The sequence below is a fragment of the Pseudomonas sp. IT-P176 genome (assembly GCF_949767245.1).
Taxonomy (GTDB): domain Bacteria; phylum Pseudomonadota; class Gammaproteobacteria; order Pseudomonadales; family Pseudomonadaceae; genus Aquipseudomonas.
In genome coordinates, this window is record NZ_CATKPN010000090.1 from 31,779 (window position 1) to 51,633 (window position 19,855).

General features: G+C 62.5%; 17 protein-coding genes. 9 read left to right on the forward strand and 8 right to left on the reverse strand.

All coding sequences use genetic code 11. From position 1 onward, the window contains the following. Window position 1 precedes the first annotated feature (1 nt). Complete coding sequence (locus ACM6IP_RS22915) at window positions 2-583, forward strand: cob(I)yrinic acid a,c-diamide adenosyltransferase (protein ID WP_095165702.1); 582 nt, start codon at window positions 2-4, stop codon at window positions 581-583. Between the two features lie 96 nt (window positions 584-679). Here ACM6IP_RS22915 and ACM6IP_RS22920 read toward each other — a convergent pair whose 3' ends face one another. The 4 genes from ACM6IP_RS22920 to secA all read right to left on the reverse strand — a co-directional run bounded on the left by ACM6IP_RS22920 (window position 680) and on the right by secA (window position 6,445). Next, window positions 680-1,624: a Nudix family hydrolase gene (locus ACM6IP_RS22920; protein WP_414862329.1), complete on the reverse strand. Its 945-nt coding sequence runs from the start codon at window positions 1,622-1,624 to the stop codon at window positions 680-682. After that, window positions 1,621-2,253 (reverse strand): glutathione S-transferase family protein, encoded by a 633-nt coding sequence (locus ACM6IP_RS22925; protein ID WP_414862330.1) that lies wholly within the window; start codon window positions 2,251-2,253, stop codon window positions 1,621-1,623. The genes ACM6IP_RS22920 and ACM6IP_RS22925 overlap by 4 nt, the downstream gene beginning before the upstream one ends. A 100-nt stretch (window positions 2,254-2,353) precedes the next feature. Then, a complete protein-coding gene (argJ, locus tag ACM6IP_RS22930; RefSeq protein ID WP_159997643.1) occupies window positions 2,354-3,571 on the reverse strand; it encodes a bifunctional glutamate N-acetyltransferase/amino-acid acetyltransferase ArgJ in 1,218 nt (405 codons plus the stop codon). Window positions 3,572-3,709: 138 nt separating this feature from the next. After that, window positions 3,710-6,445: a preprotein translocase subunit SecA gene (secA, locus tag ACM6IP_RS22935; protein ID WP_095165709.1), complete on the reverse strand. Its 2,736-nt coding sequence runs from the start codon at window positions 6,443-6,445 to the stop codon at window positions 3,710-3,712. Window positions 6,446-6,752: 307 nt separating this feature from the next. Here secA and ACM6IP_RS22940 point away from each other — a divergent pair, with 307 nt between their 5' ends. Further along, window positions 6,753-7,208: a DUF721 domain-containing protein gene (locus ACM6IP_RS22940; RefSeq protein WP_095165711.1), complete on the forward strand. Its 456-nt coding sequence runs from the start codon at window positions 6,753-6,755 to the stop codon at window positions 7,206-7,208. Window positions 7,209-7,331: 123 nt separating this feature from the next. Here ACM6IP_RS22940 and ACM6IP_RS22945 read toward each other — a convergent pair whose 3' ends face one another. Further along, entirely contained in the window at window positions 7,332-8,819 is a 1,488-nt protein-coding gene (locus ACM6IP_RS22945) for a helicase HerA-like domain-containing protein (RefSeq protein ID WP_414862331.1), read from the reverse strand. A 191-nt stretch (window positions 8,820-9,010) separates the two neighbouring features. Here ACM6IP_RS22945 and ACM6IP_RS22950 point away from each other — a divergent pair, with 191 nt between their 5' ends. Beyond that, window positions 9,011-10,900, forward strand: coding sequence for a methyl-accepting chemotaxis protein (locus ACM6IP_RS22950; protein ID WP_095165712.1), 1,890 nt, complete (start codon window positions 9,011-9,013; stop codon window positions 10,898-10,900). 18 nt (window positions 10,901-10,918) lie between these two features. Here the strand turns inward: ACM6IP_RS22950 and ACM6IP_RS22955 are convergent, their stop codons facing one another. Next, on the reverse strand, window positions 10,919-11,092 hold the full coding sequence (locus ACM6IP_RS22955; RefSeq protein ID WP_174244594.1) for a hypothetical protein: 174 nt from the start codon (window positions 11,090-11,092) through the stop codon (window positions 10,919-10,921). Between the two features lie 71 nt (window positions 11,093-11,163). Next, window positions 11,164-12,012, reverse strand: a complete 849-nt coding sequence (purU, locus tag ACM6IP_RS22960) for a formyltetrahydrofolate deformylase (RefSeq protein WP_095165714.1) — start codon at window positions 12,010-12,012, stop codon at window positions 11,164-11,166. 346 nt (window positions 12,013-12,358) lie between these two features. On the opposite strand from purU, the gene mvaT reads away from it, so the two are divergent. After that, the gene (gene mvaT / locus ACM6IP_RS22965; protein WP_005790963.1) at window positions 12,359-12,733 is read left to right on the forward strand and encodes a histone-like nucleoid-structuring protein MvaT; all 375 of its coding nucleotides are present in this window, start codon (window positions 12,359-12,361) and stop codon (window positions 12,731-12,733) included. Window positions 12,734-12,832: 99 nt separating this feature from the next. On the opposite strand, the gene sbcB is transcribed toward mvaT, so the two are convergent. Continuing rightward, a complete protein-coding gene (gene sbcB / locus ACM6IP_RS22970; protein WP_414862332.1) occupies window positions 12,833-14,260 on the reverse strand; it encodes an exodeoxyribonuclease I in 1,428 nt (475 codons plus the stop codon). Window positions 14,261-14,445: 185 nt separating this feature from the next. Between sbcB and ACM6IP_RS22975 the strand changes: the two genes are divergently transcribed. Genes ACM6IP_RS22975 through ACM6IP_RS22995 form a run of 5 tightly spaced genes read left to right on the forward strand, consistent with a single transcriptional unit; the run spans window position 14,446 to window position 19,831 of the window. Next, entirely contained in the window at window positions 14,446-15,171 is a 726-nt protein-coding gene (locus ACM6IP_RS22975; protein WP_401126358.1) for an RDD family protein, read from the forward strand. Next, on the forward strand, window positions 15,168-16,148 hold the full coding sequence (locus tag ACM6IP_RS22980; protein ID WP_414862333.1) for a stage II sporulation protein M: 981 nt from the start codon (window positions 15,168-15,170) through the stop codon (window positions 16,146-16,148). Before ACM6IP_RS22975 ends, ACM6IP_RS22980 begins: the two co-directional genes overlap by 4 nt. Further along, window positions 16,135-17,676 carry a DUF4129 domain-containing protein gene (locus ACM6IP_RS22985; protein WP_401126355.1) on the forward strand — a complete coding sequence of 514 codons (1,542 nt, stop codon included), beginning with the start codon at window positions 16,135-16,137 and terminating at the stop codon, window positions 17,674-17,676. The genes ACM6IP_RS22980 and ACM6IP_RS22985 overlap by 14 nt, the downstream gene beginning before the upstream one ends. Beyond that, the gene (locus tag ACM6IP_RS22990) at window positions 17,673-18,833 is read left to right on the forward strand and encodes a DUF4350 domain-containing protein (RefSeq protein WP_414862334.1); all 1,161 of its coding nucleotides are present in this window, start codon (window positions 17,673-17,675) and stop codon (window positions 18,831-18,833) included. The genes ACM6IP_RS22985 and ACM6IP_RS22990 overlap by 4 nt, the downstream gene beginning before the upstream one ends. Beyond that, window positions 18,830-19,831, forward strand: coding sequence for an AAA family ATPase (locus tag ACM6IP_RS22995; RefSeq protein WP_095165800.1), 1,002 nt, complete (start codon window positions 18,830-18,832; stop codon window positions 19,829-19,831). The genes ACM6IP_RS22990 and ACM6IP_RS22995 overlap by 4 nt, the downstream gene beginning before the upstream one ends. Window positions 19,832-19,855: the final 24 nt, after the last annotated feature.

The following is a 19,855-nucleotide window of genomic DNA, read 5'->3' on the forward strand; positions in this document are numbered from 1 at the left end:
CATGGGCTTTCGCCTGTCGAAGATTTACACCCGCACCGGCGATGCCGGGGAAACCGGGCTGGGCGACGGTCGCCGCGTGCCCAAGGACCATCCGCGCGTCGAAGCCATCGGCGAAGTCGACACCCTCAACAGCCAGCTCGGCCTGCTGCTGGCGGCACTGGCGGAGCAGAGCGAGGTCTATCCTGGCCTGAGGCAAGTCAGCGAAGTCCTGGAGCCGTGCCAGCATCGCCTGTTCGACCTCGGTGGCGAACTGGCGATGCCGGTGTACCAGGCACTGAATGGGGCGGAAGTCGAACGCCTGGAGTCGGCCATCGATAGCTGGAACGAGGAACTGGGGCCACTGGAGAATTTCATTTTGCCAGGTGGCTCGGCGCTGATCGCCCAGGCCCACGTCTGCCGCAGCCTGGCCCGCAGTGCCGAACGCCGTTGCCAGCAGTTGAATGCAATCGAGCCTTTGGCCGGGGTGGGCCTGGCCTACATCAATCGTTTGTCGGATCTGCTGTTCGTGGCGGCACGCCTGATTGCCAAGCGCCAGGGGGTCAGCGAGATTCTGTGGCAGGCGGCGGCTAAACCAGAGGCTTAGCCCCGTAGATTAGCCGCGTATTCAAGGCCGTCATCGCGGGCAAGCCCGCTCCCACAATAGGAGCGGCTTGCCCGCGAAGAGGCCCGCAACACCCCATCAGGCCTCAGGCCAGAACGCCCGAATCCCTGCGACACCCTGGGCCCCTGCGTCCCAGGCCTTCTGCCGTTCTTCAGGACCGACCCCGCCCAGCAGGAACACCGGCTTGCTGAAACCGGCGATCAACTGCGAAGCCTGCTCCCAGCCCAATGGCACAGCGTCAGGATGAGTCTGGGTCGGTTGTACCGGCGACAGGGTGACAAAGTCCACGCCCATCTGCTCGGCCAGGCTCAACTCCTCAGCGTTGTGACAGGACGCCGCCAACCAGCGCGAAGCCGGCAGCGGACGCCCGGCACTGGCGTACTTGCGCAGTTGTGCCGCCGTGATATGCCAACCGGCCGAAGGAAAATCCCCCAACCACTCGAACGGCCCCTTGAGCATCAATTGTGCCTTGCCAGCGCACAAGCCCACCGCATCCACCGCCAGATCGCGGTACTTGGGGTCGTAACCGTTGGGTGCCCGCAGCTGGATCAGCTTGATGCCGCCGGCGATGGCTTTCTGGATTCCGCGCAGCAGGGCCGGGGTTTCCAGGTCCCCTGGGGTAATCAGATATTCAGCGGGCAAGCGCGCCGCCGCAACGATCGGCTGGTTGGCCGCGGGAAACTCGTAGTCGCCCAGCTCCCGTGCAGTGACCCAGGCCAATGGCTGGCCTTCGGCACCGTGGGGTTCGCCGTTGAAGGCCGACACCTCCCAGACGTCCAGCAGCACCTGCTTATCGGGATAATCATGCTGGACCTTGATCAACGGCCGCGCGGCCGTGACGCCGATACCCAGCTCCTCCTGCAATTCGCGGGCGAGCGCGGCCTGAACCGACTCGCCCTCCTCGACCTTGCCCCCGGGAAACTCCCAAAGACCGCCCTGGTGCTGGCTATCGGCGCGACGCGCGATCAGGATCTTGCCGCTGGCATCGCGGATCACCGCTGCGGCTACATGGACTCGTTTCACCGCGCTACTTCCTCCAGGCCGGCTTGCTGCCAGGCCTTGAAGGCTGGCCATTGGTAAATCGTCTCGACATAGGCCGCGTCGGCCGCCGGCAGTTCGACCTGATAGGTGCGCAAACGCACGGCAATCGGGGCAAAAAACGCATCGACCAGGCTGACCGTGCCGAACAGGAACGGCCCGGCTTCAGTGGCGGCGGCGCGGCACTCGGCCCACAGCGCCAGCATCCGCTGGATCTCTGCCTGCACCTCGGCCGGCATCGGCGTCAGTGGCGCGTCACGGCTCAGGTCAAACGGCATGTTGCCGCGCATGGCAAAAAAGCCGCTGTGCATCTGTGCACACGCCGAACGCGCCTGGGCGCGAGCAGCGATGTCCTTGGGCCAGAGCCCCACGTCCGGGAAACGCTCGACCAGGTACTCGGCAATCGCCAGCGAATCGGCAATGGTCCCGTGCTCGGTCTTGAGCAGAGGCACCTTGGCCGTCGGCGAATGCTTGAGCAACCGCTCGCGGGTATCGGGCTGGTTGAGTTTGATCAGTTCTTCGGTGTAGGTCGCGCCAGCGAGATCCAGTGCCAGGGCACCGCGCAGGGACCAGGAGGAATGTAGTTTGTCGCCGATGATCAGGTGGTAGCTCATGTTCGGGGACCTTTGGCTGAGGGGACAAGTGGGAGGCCTGCGGCCTCCATCGCGGGCAGGCCTTGCTCCTATAGGAGGAGCAAGGCCTGCCCGGAGTGCGTCAGGTGCGGTATTCGGCGTTGATCTTCACGTATTCGTGGGACAGGTCGGTGGTCCAGATCGTTTCGCTGCAGTCACCACGGCCCAGTTCGATGCGAATGGTGATTTCCTCACGCTGCATCACCGCCGAGCCCTGGGCTTCGGTGTAGCTGGCTGCGCGTGCGCCACGGCTGGCGATGCACACCTCGCCAAGGAACACGTCGATCTTGCTCACGTCCAGGTCCGGCACGCCGGCACGGCCGACGGCGGCGAGGATCCGGCCCCAGTTCGGGTCGGAGGCGAACAGCGCGGTCTTGATCAGCGGCGAGTGCGCCACGGTGTAGCCGACGTCCAGGCATTCCTGGTGATTGCCACCGCCGTTGACTTCCACGGTGACGAACTTGGTCGCCCCTTCGCCGTCACGCACGATGGCCTGCGCCACGTCCATGCACACCTCGAACACCGCTTGCTTGAGCGCCGCGAACAACGGACCGCTGGCCTCGGTGATTTCCGGCAGGGCCGCCTGGCCGGTAGCGATCAGCATGCAGCAGTCGTTGGTCGAGGTATCGCCATCGATGGTGATGCGGTTGAACGACTTGTTCGCGCCGTCCAGCAGCAGGTTCTGCAGCACTTCGCGGGACACCTTGGCGTCGGTGGCGATGTAGCCCAGCATGGTCGCCATGTTCGGACGAATCATCCCGGCGCCTTTGCTGATGCCGGTTACGGTGATGGTCACGCCGTCGTGCTGGAACTGCCGGCTGGCGCCCTTGGGCAGGGTGTCAGTGGTCATGATCCCGGTGGCCGCGGCTTCCCAGTTGTTTTGCGACAGGTCATCGAGGGCCGCCTGCAACGCGCCTTCGATTTTCTCCACCGGCAGCGGTTCGCCGATCACCCCAGTGGAGTACGGCAGCACTTGGCTCGCGTCGACGCCGGTCAGTTGGGCCAGTTTGGCGCAGGTCCGCTCGGCGGCCGCCAGGCCCGGCTCACCGGTGCCAGCGTTGGCGTTGCCGGTGTTGGTCAGCAGGTAACGCACCGCGCCCTGGACCCGTTGCTTGGCCAGGATCACCGGCGCGGCGCAGAAGGCGTTCAAGGTGAACACCCCGGCGACGGTCGAGCCTTCGACACAGCGCATGACCACGACATCCTTGCGCCCAGGGCGCTTGATGCCAGCCGAAGCGATACCGAGTTCAAAACCGGCAACCGGGTGCAACGTAGGCAAAGGACCAAGACCAACAGCCATGAATGCGCTCCTCACTAGATAATGTCTGCACCCGGATCGCCACGCTTTTCGGCGCGCGGCGTTGGTGCTTCGAATGGTAAAACGCCGCGACGGCTGATGCCGGTCGCGGCGCGGGTATTTCAGCGTTGACGACGGGTTTTACTGGATCTGCCCGTGGCAATGCTTGAACTTCTTGCCCGAACCGCAGTAGCACAGCTCGTTGCGGCCCAGCTTCTGCTCGTTGCGTACCGGCGCGGTGGCGAGGGCCACATCGACCTCTTCACCCAACAGTTCCGGTTGCTCCAGGCCAGGCGCTTCGTCGTGCAGGAACTGCATGCGGGCGGCCAGCGCCTCGGCTTCCTGACGCAGGCGTTGCTCTTCTTCGATCGGATCTTCGCGGCGTACCTGAACGTGGGACAGGACCCGGATCGAGTCGCGCTTGATCGAATCCAGCAGCTCGGAGAACAGCGTGAACGACTCGCGCTTGTATTCCTGCTTCGGGTTCTTCTGGGCGTAGCCACGCAGGTGGATACCGTGACGCAAGTGGTCCATGGTCGACAGGTGGTCTTTCCACAGGTCGTCCAGCACGCGCAGCACGATTTGCTTCTCGAAGGTACGCAGGGCTTCGGCGCCTGCCTGGTCTTCTTTTTCGTTGTAGGCGGCGATCAGCTCCTGCATCAGCTTCTCGCGCAGGGTCTCTTCGTACAGGTGATCGTCTTCGTCGAGCCATTGCTGGATCGGCAGCTTCACCCCGAAACCGCTTTCCAGCTCTGCTTCCAGACCGGCAACGTCCCACTGCTCAGGCAGCGACTGCGGAGGAATGTGCGCCGAAACGGTGGCGTTGAGTACGTCCTGGCGGAAGTCGGCGATGGTCTCACCGATGTTGTCGGCGGCCAGCAACGTGTTACGCATGTGATAGATCACTTTACGCTGTTCGTTGTTGACGTCGTCGAACTCCAGCAATTGCTTGCGGATGTCGAAGTTACGACCTTCAACCTTGCGCTGGGCCTTTTCGATGGCGTTGGTCACCATGCGGTGCTCGATCGCTTCGCCAGGCTGCATGCCCAGGGCCTTCATGAAGTTTTTCACCCGGTCAGAGGCAAAAATACGCATCAGGCTGTCTTCCAGCGACAGGTAGAAGCGGCTGGAGCCGGCATCACCCTGACGACCGGCACGACCACGCAACTGGTTGTCGATACGGCGCGATTCGTGACGTTCCGAGGCAATCACCTGCAGGCCGCCCGACTCGAGCACTTGCTGGTGACGCTTCTGCCAGTCGGCCTTGATCTGGGCGATCTGTTCCGGCGTCGGGTTTTCCAGGGAAGCCACTTCCACTTCCCAGTTACCGCCCAACAGGATGTCGGTACCACGACCGGCCATGTTGGTGGCAATGGTCAGCGCGCCTGGGCGACCGGCCTGGGCAATGATCTCGGCTTCCTTTTCGTGGAACTTGGCGTTCAGAACCTTGTGCTCGATGCCTTCCTTATCGAGCAAGCGCGACATGTGCTCGGAAGTTTCGATGGTCGCGGTGCCCACCAGAACCGGGCGCCCCGCGGCCATGCTTTCCTTGATGTCGGTGACGATGGCGGCGTACTTCTCGTCCGCGGTGAGGAACACCAGGTCGTTGTAGTCTTTACGCGCCAGCGGCTTGTTCGGCGGGATGACCATGACCTGCAGGCCATAGATCTGATGGAATTCGAACGCTTCGGTGTCGGCTGTACCGGTCATGCCGGACAGTTTGTTGTACAGACGGAAGTAGTTCTGGAAGGTGGTCGATGCCAGGGTCTGGCTCTCGGCCTGGATGTTCAGGTTTTCCTTGGCCTCGATGGCCTGGTGCAGGCCTTCGGACAAACGACGGCCCGGCATGGTACGGCCGGTGTGTTCGTCGACCAGGACTACCTGGCCATCCTGCACGATGTATTCGATGTTGCGGTGGAACAGCTTGTGTGCGCGCAGGCCGGCATACACGTGGGTCAACAGGCCCAGGTTGTGCGCCGAGTACAGGCTCTCGCCTTCAGCCAGCAGGCCGATGCGGGTCAGCACTTCTTCGATGTATTGGTGACCGGCTTCGTTGAGTTCGACCTGGCGGGTCTTCTCGTCGACGCTGTAGTGACCGGCCTTGGTGACGACGCCTTCCACTTCCTCGACATGCAGTTCCAGTTGCGGGATCAGCTTGTTGATCTCGATGTAGAGCTTGGAGCTGTCTTCGGCCTGACCGGAAATGATCAGTGGGGTACGGGCTTCGTCGATGAGGATCGAGTCGACTTCGTCGATCACGGCAAAATTGAGTTCGCGCTGGAATTTTTCTTCCATGCTGAACGCCATGTTGTCGCGCAGGTAGTCGAAACCGAATTCGTTGTTGGTGCCGTAGGTGATGTCGCAGGCGTAGGCCGCGCGCTTTTCTTCCGGCGGCTGGAACGGCGTGACCACGCCGACCGTCAGGCCGAGGAATTCATAGAGCGGACGCATCCAGTTGGCATCGCGGCGGGCCAGGTAGTCGTTCACCGTGACCACGTGCACGCCTTTGCCGGACAGTGCGTTGAGGTAAACGCCCAGTGTCGCCACCAGGGTCTTGCCTTCACCGGTACGCATTTCGGCAATCATGCCTTCGTGCAAGGTCATGCCGCCGATCAACTGGACGTCGAAGTGGCGCATGCCCATGACGCGCTTGCCGGCTTCGCGGGCTACCGCAAAGGCCTCTGGCAGCAGCTTGTCGAGGGTCTCCCCTTTGGCGAAGCGGGCCTTGAACTCGTCTGTCTTGGCACGCAATTGATCGTCCGAAAGGGCCACCATTCGCTCTTCGAAGGCATTGACGAGTTGCACCGTCTTGAGCATGCGTTTGACTTCACGCTCATTCTTGCTTCCAAAAAGTTTCTTTAACAAAGGCGCAAACATATCGGCAGGATCTTCCACACTAAAGGGATGGAGGGCGGCCCCGTGAGTCGCCCGAGCAGCCCTCATGGCCGCATGCGAACGAGCATTCTACCCGGAAACGATGGTGAGGAAAGTGGCGTTATTCCACGATGCTGGCACAGCGTTGTGACGGGGCTCACTTAAAATAAGGGCTTTTTACTGAACTTCAAGCCATTTGCAGCAGAAGTTACTCATTGATTTAATGAGTAAAGCGGTAACAAAGCAATGGCTCGGGCGGATCCGGCGCTTTCTGCTACCATGGCGGCTCTGTTACTTCAGGTGTCTGATCATGGCATTTCGCCCTCTTACGGCCAGAGCACCCGCCGTTCTGCTACGCGAAGCCAAACCGTTAAAAGCCATATTTGGCCACGCACAACGCCTGGGTCATCTGCAGCGCTTGCTCGAAAGCCAATTGCAGCCGGCAGCCCGCGAACATTGCCACGTCGCCTCCTGGCGCGAAGGCAGCCTGCTGTTGATCGTCACCGACGGACACTGGGCCACCCGCTTGCGCTACCAGCAAAAACGCCTGCAACGTCAATTGCAGGCCTTCGACGAGTTCGCCAGCCTGACGCGGATTCTGTTCAAGGTTCAACCGCCCACCGTGCAGCAAGGAGCGGCCGGCCACACCATGGACCTGTCCAGTGACGCGGCGGCCACCATCCAGGCCACGGCTGACGGGATTACCGATCCCAATCTGCGAGCAGCCCTGGAGCGCCTGGCGGCACACGCCAAGCCCAAGGCCTGAGCACAATTCATTTATGAAGGTGGGAGCAGGCTAGCGATAACGCTAGACCCGCCACCTTTGCGGTGACACGGCGAAAGCCATCACGAGCAAGCGGAGCGCCGCCCGGCGCTCCGACAAACACCGTCAGCGACGCTTGCTGCCCCCCAGCAACGACCCCATCAACCCGCGCACCAACTGCCGGCCCAACTGGTTAGCCGCCTGGCGCATCGCCGACTTCAGCGCTTGCCCGGCGGCGGTGCCGAGAAACTCGCCGGCCTGCTCAGTGAAGCTCGGCTCCTCTGCCGCCGGCTTGTCCGGCACGGCCTCGGCCTCCGGCGCCAGGCCCTTGCGCCCCACCAGCACTTCATAGGCCGACTCGCGGTCGATCGGCTTGTCGTAACGCCCGACCAACGGTGAGTTGGCAATCAGCGCGGCACGCTCAGCTTCGCTCAATGGCCCGATACGCGATTGCGGCGGTGCCACCAGCACCCGCTGGACCATCTCCGGCGTGCCCTTCTCTTGCAGGGTCCCGACCAATGCCTCGCCAATCCCCAGGTCGGTCAGCACTTGCAGTGCGCTGAACGCCGGGTTGGGGCGGAAACCGTCCGCCACCGCCTTCAGGGATTTCTGCTCCTTGGCGGTAAATGCCCGCAACCCGTGCTGGATGCGCAAACCCAACTGGGCCAGCACGTCATCCGGCAAATCGCCCGGCGACTGGGTGACGAAATACACCCCCACGCCCTTGGAACGGATCAACCGCACCACCTGCTCCAAACGTTCCTGCAAGGCCTTGGGCGTGCCGGCAAAGAGCAAGTGCGCCTCGTCGAAAAACAACGCCAGCAGCGGTTTCTCGGCGTCGCCGCGCTCCGGCAGTTGCTCGAACAGTTCGGCCAGCAACCACAGCAGGAAGGTCGCATAGACCTTCGGCGCCTCATGCACCAGGCGGCTGGCATCCAGCAGATGGATGCGCCCGCGGCCATCGCTGGCCGGGGCGAGGATGTCCTGCAGTTGCAACGCCGGCTCGCCGAACAGCGCCTCGGCGCCCTGCTGCTCCAGGGTGGCCAGGCGCCGCAACAGCGCCTGGCTGGAGCCGGTGGTCATCAGAGCGGCGTCATCGCCGAGCAGCTCGGGGTTGTCCTTGAGGTGGTTGAGCAGGGCCTTGAGGTCCTTGAGGTCGAGCAGCAACAAGCCCTCGCGATCGGCCACCTTGAAGGCGGCATACAGCGCCGACTGCTGGCTGTCCGTCAATTCCAGCAGGCTGCCGAGCAACAACGGGCCCATTTCACTCAAGGTTGTACGCAACGGATGACCAGACTGCCCGTGGATATCCCACAACGTCACTGGATAGGCCGCCGGCTGGTAGTTGAGCCATGGCATGCCGGCAATCCGCTCGGCCACCTTGCCCTGGGGATTGCCCGCCGCCCCCAGCCCGCAGAGGTCGCCCTTGATGTCAGCGGCAAACACCGCGACCCCGGCATCACTGAACGCCTCTGCCAGGCGTTGCAGGGTGACGGTCTTCCCGGTCCCGGTGGCGCCCGCCACCAATCCGTGGCGGTTGGCCAGGCGCATGGCCTGGGCAATCGGCTGGCCCTGAAGGTCGGCGCCAATAACGAGTTTTAATGAATCAGGCATTTTGTCACCCATGATTAAGCTTTGGTCCTACACAGCCGATAGAGATAAGCGAGAGACCAGACTGAATATCAGGTCAGATAATTCCCTAAGGATCCACGGAAATATCAGCTTATGTGCCACAGCGCCTATCGTGCGCGCTTTTTTGTCGCAACACGCCCCACACAATAAGACATTAGCGGACACCACAAGCCATGAACAACAATCTGCGCTTCAGCCACAAAATCCTGCTTGCCGCCGCCCTTATCGTCATTGCCGCGTTCGCCACATTTACGCTGTACAACGATTATCTGCAGCGCAATGCAATTCGCCAGGACCTCGACAGCTACCTCAATGAAATGGGGGATGTCACCGCGAGCAACATTCAGACCTGGCTGTCCGGGCGCATTCTTCTGATCGATAACCTGGCGCAGAACATCGCCATCAATGCCGATGATGCGCACGTCGCCGAGCTGCTGGAACAAAAAGCCCTGACTTCGACCTTCATGGCCTCCTATCTGGGCAATGCCGGTGGCAGCTTCACCATCCGTCCCGATGTGAAAATGCCCGACGGCTTCGACCCGCGTGGACGGCCCTGGTACACCGGCGCGCAGAACAGCGCCAGCGCCACGCTGACCGAACCGTATGTCGATGCGGCCACCGGCCAGACCATTATTTCCATTGCCAGCGCCTCGAAAAAAGCCGGCAGCAATGTCGGGGTGGTGGGCGGCGACCTGAGCCTGCAGACCCTGATCGACAACCTCAAGGCCGTGGACTTCGACGGCATGGGTTATGCCTTCCTGGTCAACGCCGACGGCAAGATCCTGGTGCACCCGGACAAATCCCTGGTGATGAAGTCCCTCAGCGAGGCTTATCCGCACAGCACCCCGCGCATCGGCAGCGACTTCAGCGAAGTCGAGGTGGACGGCAAGACGCGCATTTTCACCTTCAGCCAGATCAAGGGCCTGCCATCGGTCAACTGGTACATCGGCCTGTCCGTGGACAAGGACACCGCCTTCGCGATGCTCAGCGAGTTCCGCACTTCGGCAATAGTCGCCACGGTGATTGCCGTGACCGTGATCATCGCCCTGCTCGGCATGCTGATCCGCTTGTTGATCCAGCCATTGCACGTCATGACCCGCGCCATGCAGGACATCGCCGACGGTGAGGGCGACCTGACCCGCCGCCTGACCATCCAGAACCATGATGAATTCGGCACCCTGGGCGTTGCGTTCAACCGCTTCGTCGAGCGCATCCACGGCTCGATCCGCGAAGTCTCGTCAGCCACCGAGCAGGTCAACGAAGTGGCCTTGCGGGTGGTCAGCGCCTCGAACTCGTCGATGCTCAACAGCGATGAACAATCGAGCCGCACCAACAGCGTCGCGGCCGCCATCAACCAGTTGGGCGCCGCCACCCAGGAAATCGCGCGCAACGCCGCGCAAGCATCGCACCAGGCCAGCGATGCCCGCAGCCTGGCCGAGGATGGCCAGCAAGTGGTCGATCGCAGCATCGCCGCGATGAATCAACTGTCGAGCATGCTCAGCGCTTCCAGCAGCAACATCGAGTCGCTCAACAGCAAGACCGTGAACATCGGGCAGATTCTCGAAGTGATCACCAGCATCTCCCAGCAAACCAACCTGCTGGCGCTCAACGCGGCGATCGAGGCCGCACGGGCCGGTGAGGCCGGACGCGGTTTTGCAGTGGTGGCCGATGAGGTGCGCAACCTGGCGCACCGCACCCAGGAGTCGGCGCAACAGGTGCAGACCATGATCGAGGAGCTGCAGGTCGGCGCCCGCGAGTCGGTCAGCACCATGGGCGACAGCCAGCGCCATAGCCAGGACAGCGTGGAGATCGCCAACCTCGCCGGGGAGCGCCTGAACAGCGTGACCCTGCGCATTGGCGAGATTGACGGCATGAACCAGTCGGTGGCCACGGCCACCGAGGAACAGACTGCCGTGGTGGAGTCGATCAACGTGGACATCACCGAGATCAACACCCTCAATCAGGAAGGTGTGGAAAACCTGCAGTCGACCTTGCGGGCCTGCTCCGACCTGGAACAACAGGCGGCGCGCCTCAAGCAACTGGTGGGCAGTTTCCGTATCTGAATGCGCTGGCAGGATCTGTCAGGACTTGCCTTCAGGTTCCGGCTGGTCCTGTAACTGCTGCCACAACTCGGCCGCACCGGGAAACTCGGTGCCGTCCTCGCTACTCAAGTCATCGGGGTCGTAACGGCTCAGGCAGCCTTCACCCAGGGTGGCGGGGGCTGTGGAGGTGGCCTTGTCCAGTGGATCGCTCATGGTCCGCACCTTCAATAAAAAAGGGCCTCAAGCGTACAACGCTTGAGGCCCTCGTGCCTGTCGGCGGCGAATCAGAACACCACGGTCTTGTTGCCATGCACCAGCACGCGGTCTTCCAGGTGATAGCGCAGGCCGCGGGCCAACACCATCTTCTCGACGTCACGGCCGAAACGCACCATGTCTTCGATGCTATCGCTGTGGCTGACGCGCACCACGTCCTGCTCGATGATCGGACCGGCGTCCAGCTCTTCGGTGACGTAGTGGCAAGTGGCGCCAATCAGCTTCACACCACGCATCGACGCCTGGTGGTAAGGCTTGGCCCCCACGAACGACGGCAGGAAGCTGTGGTGGATGTTGATCACCTTGTGCGCGTACTCGCTGCACAGCTCAGGCGGCAGGATTTGCATGTAGCGCGCCAGCACCACCACTTCAGCATCGTGCTGTTTGACCAGGCGCGACACTTCGGCAAACGCCGGCTCTTTGTTCTGCGGATCCACCGGCACATGGTAGTAAGGAATGCCGTGCCACTCGACCATGCTGCGCAGGTCGTTGTGGTTGGAGATCACACAGGAAATTTCGCAGTCCAGCTCGTCGCTGTGCCAGCGGTGCAGCAGGTCGGCCAGGCAGTGGGATTCACGGCTGGCCATCAACACCACGCGTTTTTTCTGCGCGGTGTCGGTGATACGCCAGTTCATCGAGAACTCTTCGGCGATCGGGGCAAATGCCTCACGAAAGGCCTCCAGACCAAACGGCAAGGAGTCGGCCCGAATTTCGTGACGCATGAAGAACCAGCCACTGAGATTGTCCGAGTGATGGCTCGCTTCAGTGATCCAGCCATTGTGTGACGCCAGAAAGTTACTGACCTTAGCAACGATGCCGACGCCGTCCGGGCAAGCGATCACTAGCCGAAAAGTGCGCATAGGGGGAAAACTCCAGAACTTCGCAAAGGCCGCCATTCTAGCGATTGCGCAGCAAAACTGCAGTATTGATCAGCAATTGTCCCATCTGCCGCCTGCGCAAGCAGGCCGTCGTCGACCGATTAGCAGCACTGCATGCTGGCGCAGGACGCCTTGTGAGAATACGCAAGAAGGCCTTTGTGAATAACTGTGATCATTACCGCTGATGTTTTAACTGTCAGTGTATTTGTCTGCCATTGACTCTAATCAAATCAAATAAAAGTTCGCTTATATGTTTACTTGATGAAACACCCTGACTATTATTGCGCCACTGTCCCCTGCATCCTGTGCCTAACATAAGGTAGTCCTCATGTCCCTGATCAACGAATACCGCGCCACCGAAGAAGCTATCAAAGAGCTGCAAGCCCGTTTGAAGAACCTGTCCCAAGACGACAAACTGCAAACCGAGCTGGAATTCGAAGGCAAACTGCGCACCCTGATGGGCGAATACTCCAAATCCCTGCGCGATATCATCGCCCTGCTGGATCCGGAATCTAAAGTTAAAGCCCCACGCGGCGCAGTGAAAACTACCGGCACCAAGCGTGCACGCAAGGTTAAACAATACAAGAACCCGCACAACGGCGAAGTCATCGAAACCAAAGGTGGCAACCACAAGACTCTGAAAGAGTGGAAAGCCAAGTGGGGCGGCGACGTGGTTGAAGGCTGGGCAACCCTGCTGGGCTAAGCCGCGACCCGTCTCGCAGGTTCACTTGCGAACAAAAAAACGCCAGCTTTCGCTGGCGTTTTTTTATCCATGTTATTCAACACATTTCATCAGGGCATTTCAAATATCCAAACGTTTGCGCAATAGCGCCACGTACTCGCGCCATTCCTGCAGAACCTCAAGCGTTCCGCCCGCGGCATTCTGCGACCATTGCTCGCAGGCTTGATCAAATGCCTGCACGGTATTGGGCGCTCCCCATCGAGCATCGCTCAAACGCTGCTGGCAAAATAATTTCCAGCGTTCTTGCTCCTGTTCATTCAAGGTCTCGGGGAAGTTACGCGCGCGATATCGAAATAATAATTCCGGTAAACGTTCATCATCGAACGGCCATTGTTCTTGCGCTAATTGCTGTGGGTCGGCCGCTCTCACTTGCTCGCATAAACGTCGGTCACGGTCACCAATGAAACCATCGTACAACTGTTGCTCAGGGTCATCGCTGGGGGTGAAGTCGTCCTGGGCATAAATGGCTGGAACTTTATCTCGCCAAAGTTCCTGTGCGTCACTTAGCCGCAGCGCGCGCGCCTGATACAGCGCCATGTCCAATTGCAGTCGTTGCTGATCCTCGGCCCGCAATACCGACAACGGCGCCACTACCGGGCAGCGGTTGATGTGAATCAGTTTGAGCGGCACCGCAAGCGCCCCCTCGGGCAAATCCGCATGGCGGGTGTACAGGCGCTGACGCAGGGTTTCGACGTCATCTGCCAGCAGGCCCTCGGGGTCCAGGTGCAGGTCGCAGACAATCAGTGCATTACGATTGCGCGGATGCCAGGCCAGCGGCAGGACGACGCCCACATAACTGCGCTCGGCAGAAAAGCGCCCGGAGATATGCACCATCGGTTGCAGCAGGCGAATCTGGTCCATGACTTTTTGTTTGCTGCGCAACTTGAACAGCCAGTCATAGAGCTTGGGCTGACGGTCACGAATCAGCCGCGCCAGGGCAATGGTGGCGCGCACATCGGACAAGGCTTCGTGGGCCTGGCCGTGGTCCAGGCCGTTGGCGACCGTCAGGCGTTCGAGCTTGAGCGTGACACGCCCTTCTTCCTGCGGCCAGGCGATGCCGTCCGGGCGTAATGCATAGGCCGCACGCACCACGTCGATCAGGTCCCAGCGGCTGTTGCCGCCCTGCCATTCGCGAGCATAGGGGTCGAAAAAATTGCGGTACAAGCTGTAGCGCGTCATTTCATCGTCGAAACGCAAGGTGTTGTAACCGGCGCCGCAGGTCCCTGGAGCTGCCAGTTGGGCATGCACCCGGGTCATGAAATCCGCCTCGCTCAAACCTTGCTCGGCCAGGCGACTCGGGGTGATCCCGGTGATCGCGCAGGCGGCCGGATGCGGCAGGATGTCGTCACTGGGCTGACAGTAGAGATTGACCGGCGCATCGATCTCGTTGAGTTCGAAGTCGGTGCGGATCCCGGCCACTTGCAGCGGGCGGTCGCAGCGCGGGGTGATCCCGGTGGTTTCGTAGTCGTACCAGAAGATAGAGGTCACGGGCTGTTCCTGAACTTGAGACCGACGAAGTCTAGGCGCTCAAGCGCTGCGCCGGCCAGCTATCTTGCTTTAGAACGTTACGTGGCAAAGTCAGGATCGCCCAGACACAGGTCGTTTGCGCTGGCGAAGGCTGCTAGCATCGAGCCCAGGTAACGTCCCGAACTGGCTCCATCACCAGGCTGCCCATGATCCCTACCTCAGCACTGCCAAGGAAAGCACCGCTGCCCCCGCCTCTGGATACGCGGTACCAGGTCGAAACGCCCGAAGGCATCGACTTGCCACTGCGCCCGGCCGGGTTGCCGCCCCGCGCCCTGGCATTTGCCATCGACCTTGGGCTGCGCGCCCTGGTACTGGGCCTGCTGTTCCTCGGCCTGGGGTTTCTCGGCAAGCTGGGTATGGGGCTGGGCTCGCTGCTGCTGTTTGTCGTCAGTTGGTGGTACATGGTGCTGTTCGAAGTCCTCAACCAAGGCCGTTCGCCCGGAAAACAACTGCTGGGATTGCGCGTGGTGCAGGACGACGGTACCCCGGTCGGCTGGTCGGCCTCGCTGATCCGCAACCTACTGCGGTTCGTCGACATGCTGCCCCTGGGCTACGCCCTGGGCGCCATTAGTTGCCTGCAGCATCCGACCTTCAAGCGCCTGGGCGACATGGCCGCCGGCACCCTGGTGATCTATCGCGAACAGCCGGTACACTGCCCGCAGTTGCCAGCCGCCCAGCCCCTGCGCGCGCCTTTTACCTTGAGCCTGAATGAGCAACGCGCAGTGCTGGGTTTTGCCGAACGCCAGGCGCAGCTTTCCAGCGCACGGGTCACTGAACTGGCGACGCTGCTCGCCGAGCCGCTGCAGGTCGCGCCGACGCAGGCAGTCGCCGAGCTCAATGGCATCGCCCGTGGCTTGTTGGGGCCGACATGAAGCAAAGCCAGTTCGAAATCCGCCATCAAGCCCACTGGCAGCAGTTCGCCCACCGGCTCGATCTACTGGAGCGCGGCAAGGCCAGCGCCGAGGAGGCCCGCGCATTCCCCAGGGACTATCGGCGCCTGTGCCAACACCTGGCGCTGGCGCAGGAGCGCGGCTACAGCAGTTACCTGGTCGACCCCTTGCAGCACCTCGTGCTGCGCGGACACCAGCAGTTGTACCGCCATCGCAGCCACCTCGGCGCCCAGTTGCTAGCCTTTGTCCTGGCCGGCTTTCCGCGCCTGGTGCGTGAGCAATGGCCGTTCGTGCTGGCGGCCGGCTTGTTGTTTTTCGGCTCGCTGCTGGGCACCGCCTTGTTGGTGTACCTGTTTCCCGACCTGGTCTACAGCATCATGCCGGGCGATCAGGTCGCGCAGATGCAAGGTATGTACGACCCGGCCGCCGGACACCTGGGCCGCGACACCGAGCGCGCCGCCAGCGATAACTGGGTGATGTTCGGCTACTACATCATGCACAACATCGGCATAGCCTTTCAGACCTTCGCCAGCGGCCTGCTGTTTGGCCTGGGCAGTGTGTTTTTCCTGATGTTCAACGGGCTGCTGATCGGGGCCATCGCCGGCCACCTGACGCGCATCGGCTACGGCGAAAGCTTCTGGTCGTTCGTCGTCGGCCACGGTGCCTTTGAACTCAGCGCCATCGCCCTGGCCGGTGCGGCGGGCTTGCAACTGGGCTGGGCGCTGATCGCCCCCGGGCGGCTACCCCGTGGTGAAGCCCTGCGCCTGGCCGCGCGCAAGAGCGTGCTGATGATTTGCGGGGTGATGCTGTTCCTGCTGATTGCTGCGTTCATCGAGGCCTATTGGTCGGCACGCACTGGGCCGGCGCCGCTGAGCAAATACCTGGTCGGGGCGGCCCTGTGGTTACTGGTGGGGCTCTACCTGTTCGGTGCGGGACGGGGTCGCCATGCGCCTGAATGACGCCAGCGTCGTGATTCGCCCACGCACCACCTGGGAAGCCATGGACCTGGGGATCCTGCTGAGCCAGCGTCATCGCCGGGTGCTGATGGGCAGTTGGGCGCTGGTCACCGTGCCAGTGTTTGTCCTGCTCAGCGTGCTGCTGTGGGAATCCCCCGCACTCGCCCTGGGGCTGTTCTGGTGGCTGAAGCCGGCGTTCGAGCGCCTGCCGTTGTACATCCTTTCCAGCGCGTTGTTCGGCCAGGCGCCCAGCGTGCAGCAGGCCTTGCGCCAATGGCCACGCCTGCTAAAGCCACAGTTGCTCGCCAGCCTGACCTGGCGACGCCTGAGCCTGAGCCGCAGCTTCACCTTGCCGGTGCTGCAGCTAGAGGGACTTGGCGGCGTGGCGCGCCAGCAGCGCCTGGCGGTGTTGCAGCAACGCGACGCCGGGGCAGCGCGCTGGCTGACACTCATTGGGATGCTGCTGGAAAGCGTGCTGTGGATCGGCACCATCAGCCTGTTCTACCTGTTCCTGCCTGGGCAGATCGAACTGGATTGGGATTGGCAAACCATGATCGCCAGCAGCGCTCAGGACTGGCTGTGGCTTGAGCACCTGAGTAACGCGCTGTACGTGCTGATCCTGATCGTCTGGGAACCGGTGTATGTGGCCTGTGGTTTCAGCCTGTACCTGAACCGGCGCACCACGCTGGAAGCCTGGGACATCGAGCTGGTATTCCGGCGCTTGCGCCAACGCCTGAGCGCGGTGGTCGCCAGCGTGCTGATGCTCGGCCTGCTGCTGGTAGGGCCTGCCGGGCAACCGCTGCTGGCCGCCGAATCGAGCGCCGCGCCCGCCAGCCCGCGCCTGCTCCAGCAACCCCTCAACAGCCAGGCTGCCAGCAGCGCCATCAATGCCATACTCGACGCCCCGCCGTTCAAGAACACCGAGACCCTGACCCGCTATCGCTTGGGTGACGGCGAGCCCGAACGAACCCAGGCGGGCCAGGCACCCGGCTGGCTCAAGGCGTTGCTCGAGTTGTTCGACAGCCCGCGCTTGGCCAGCCTGGCGTCCATCATCGAAGTCCTGTTGTGGACGACGGTCATCGGCCTGCTGGTGTTACTGGCCTGGCGCTACCGCGAGTGGCTGCAGACCTTCGTCAGCCGCCGCCCGGCACCTCAACTCAGCCCCCAGCGCCCGCTGCCGGCGCAACTGTTCGGCCTCGACCTAGGTCGTGACTCCCTGCCGGACGACGTCGCCGCCGAGGTCGAGCGGCTCTGGGCGAGCCAGCCCCGTGAGGCCCTCGGCTTGCTGTATCGGGCGCTGCTGGTGCGCTTGCTGCACGACTACGCGTTGCCGTTGACCAGTGCCGACACCGAAGGCCAGGTGCTGGACCATGTCCAGCGTCTGCAGCAGCCGCAACTGCATGCCTTCAGCAGCACCCTCACCGTGCATTGGCAAAATATCGCCTACGGTCACCGCGTCCCGCCACTCGCCCTGCAAACACAACTCTGCGCAGGTTGGCGCGCGCTGTTCGGCCACGGAGTGGGTCAATGAACCGGCTGCAGATGGTTCTCGGCACACTGCTGGCCGGGCTGCTAGCGGCGGTCGCGGTCTACCTGTTCCTACAGGCCACGCCCTATGCAGAAACCATCGACCACGGCCCCTCCCCCGAAGCCCAGGCCAACCCGTACCTGGCCGCCGAGCACTTTTTGCGCCAGCAAGGGCTGCGCGTCAGCCACGCCAACAGCCTCGAGACCCTGCCCCCGCTGCCCTCCCGGCAACACAGCCTGTTGCTCCTGGGGGAGCGTGTCGACATGACCCCGGCGCAGGTCGAGCAAGTGCTGGCCTGGGCCCACGCCGGCGGCCGCCTGCTGCTGGTTGCCGAGGCCCTGTGGGACGCCAAGGCCGGCAAAAGCGCCGACCTGCTGCTGGACCGGGTCCAGGTGCAGCAATCCATGAGCAAGGACCTCAAGGAACCACCGCCCGAGGCTACGACAGACCCCTATCCCACGCTGACCAAGCTTTACCTGGAAGACGAACAAGCGCCGGCCTATGCCAGCTTCGATCCGCAGTTCCACCTCGAAGACCCGCACAACCTGGCCCAGGCCTGGGCCAACAGCGCCCTGGCCACGCACATGATGCAACTGCCCTACGGCGAAGGCCTGATCACGGTGATCACCGATGCCGACCTGTGGAAAAACCCCAACATCGGCCACTATGACAACGCCTGGCTGCTCTGGTACCTGAACGCCGACACCGAAGTCACCCTGCTGTTCGACATTGACCACGACCACCTGCTCACCCTGTTGCTGCGCTATTTCCCCCAGGCGCTGGTGGCTCTCGCTGCATTGCTTGGCCTGTGGTGCTGGCACGTCGGCTGGCGCCAGGGCCCATTAATCGCCCCAGCGACCAAGGCTCGCCGGCAGTTGCAGGAGCACGTGGGCGCCAGTGCTGATTTCCTGCTGCGCAACGCCGGGCAACACAGCCTTCTGCAAGGCCTGCAACACGATGTGCAACGCCGCGCCCGGCAGCGGCACCCGGGCCTGGAACAGCTGGAAACTGCCGAACAATGGCAGGTCATCGCACGCTTGACCGGCCACCCGGCCGACACCATTGGCCAGTTGCTCGGTCCCTTGGCGAAACGACGACTGTCCAGCAGCGAATTCAGCCGCCAGGTCGCCCACCTGCAAACCCTCAGGAATGCCTTATGAGTGAAGCCTTCGAACCGCCTAGCCAACCCCGCGCAGCGCAACAACGGCAACGCGCCAGCCAACTGGCGCAAGCCCTGCGTGTCGAATTGAGAAAGGCCGTGATCGGCCAGGAAAGCGTGATCGACGATGTGTTGAGCGCCTTGATTGCCGGGGGCCATGTGCTGCTCGAGGGTGTGCCGGGCCTGGGCAAGACCTTGCTGGTGCGCGCCCTGGCCCGCTGCTTTGGCGGCGACTTCGCGCGGATTCAATTCACCCCCGACCTGATGCCCAGCGACGTCACCGGGCATGCCGTCTACGACCTGCAGACCGAGCAGTTCAAGTTGCGCAAGGGCCCACTGTTCACCAACCTGTTGCTGGCCGACGAGATCAACCGCGCCCCGGCCAAGACCCAGGCCGCCTTGCTCGAAGCCATGCAGGAACGCCAGGTGACACTGGAAGGTCGCGCCTTGCCGATCGCCCAGCCGTTCATGGTCCTGGCCACGCAAAACCCCATCGAACAGGAAGGCACCTACCCGCTACCGGAAGCCGAGCTCGATCGGTTCATGCTCAAGGTGCGCATGGACTACCCCGATGCCGAGCAGGAGTTGGACATGGTGCGCCAGGTCAGCCGCTCGACCCGCGCTGACATGCTCGACGTGCAACCGCTGCGCACTTTGCTGCAAGCCAAGGACATCCTCGCCCTGCAACGGATTGCCAGCGACCTGCCGCTGGATGAGCAGGTACTGGACTATGCCGTACGCCTGGCCCGCACCACCCGCAGTTGGCCGGGGCTGATTCTGGGCGCCGGTCCTCGAGCCTCCATCGCGCTGGTGCGGGTGGCCCGGGCGCGGGCACTGCTGCGCGGCGGTGAGTTCGTTATCCCGGATGACATCAAGGGCTGCGCGCTGGCGGTGCTGCGCCACCGCGTGCGGATTGCACCGGAGTTGGACATCGAAGGGCTGGACGTCGACCAGGTACTCAAGCTAATGCTTGACCAGGTTCCGGCGCCCAGATTGTGAATAGCACCATGACGATGATCGTCC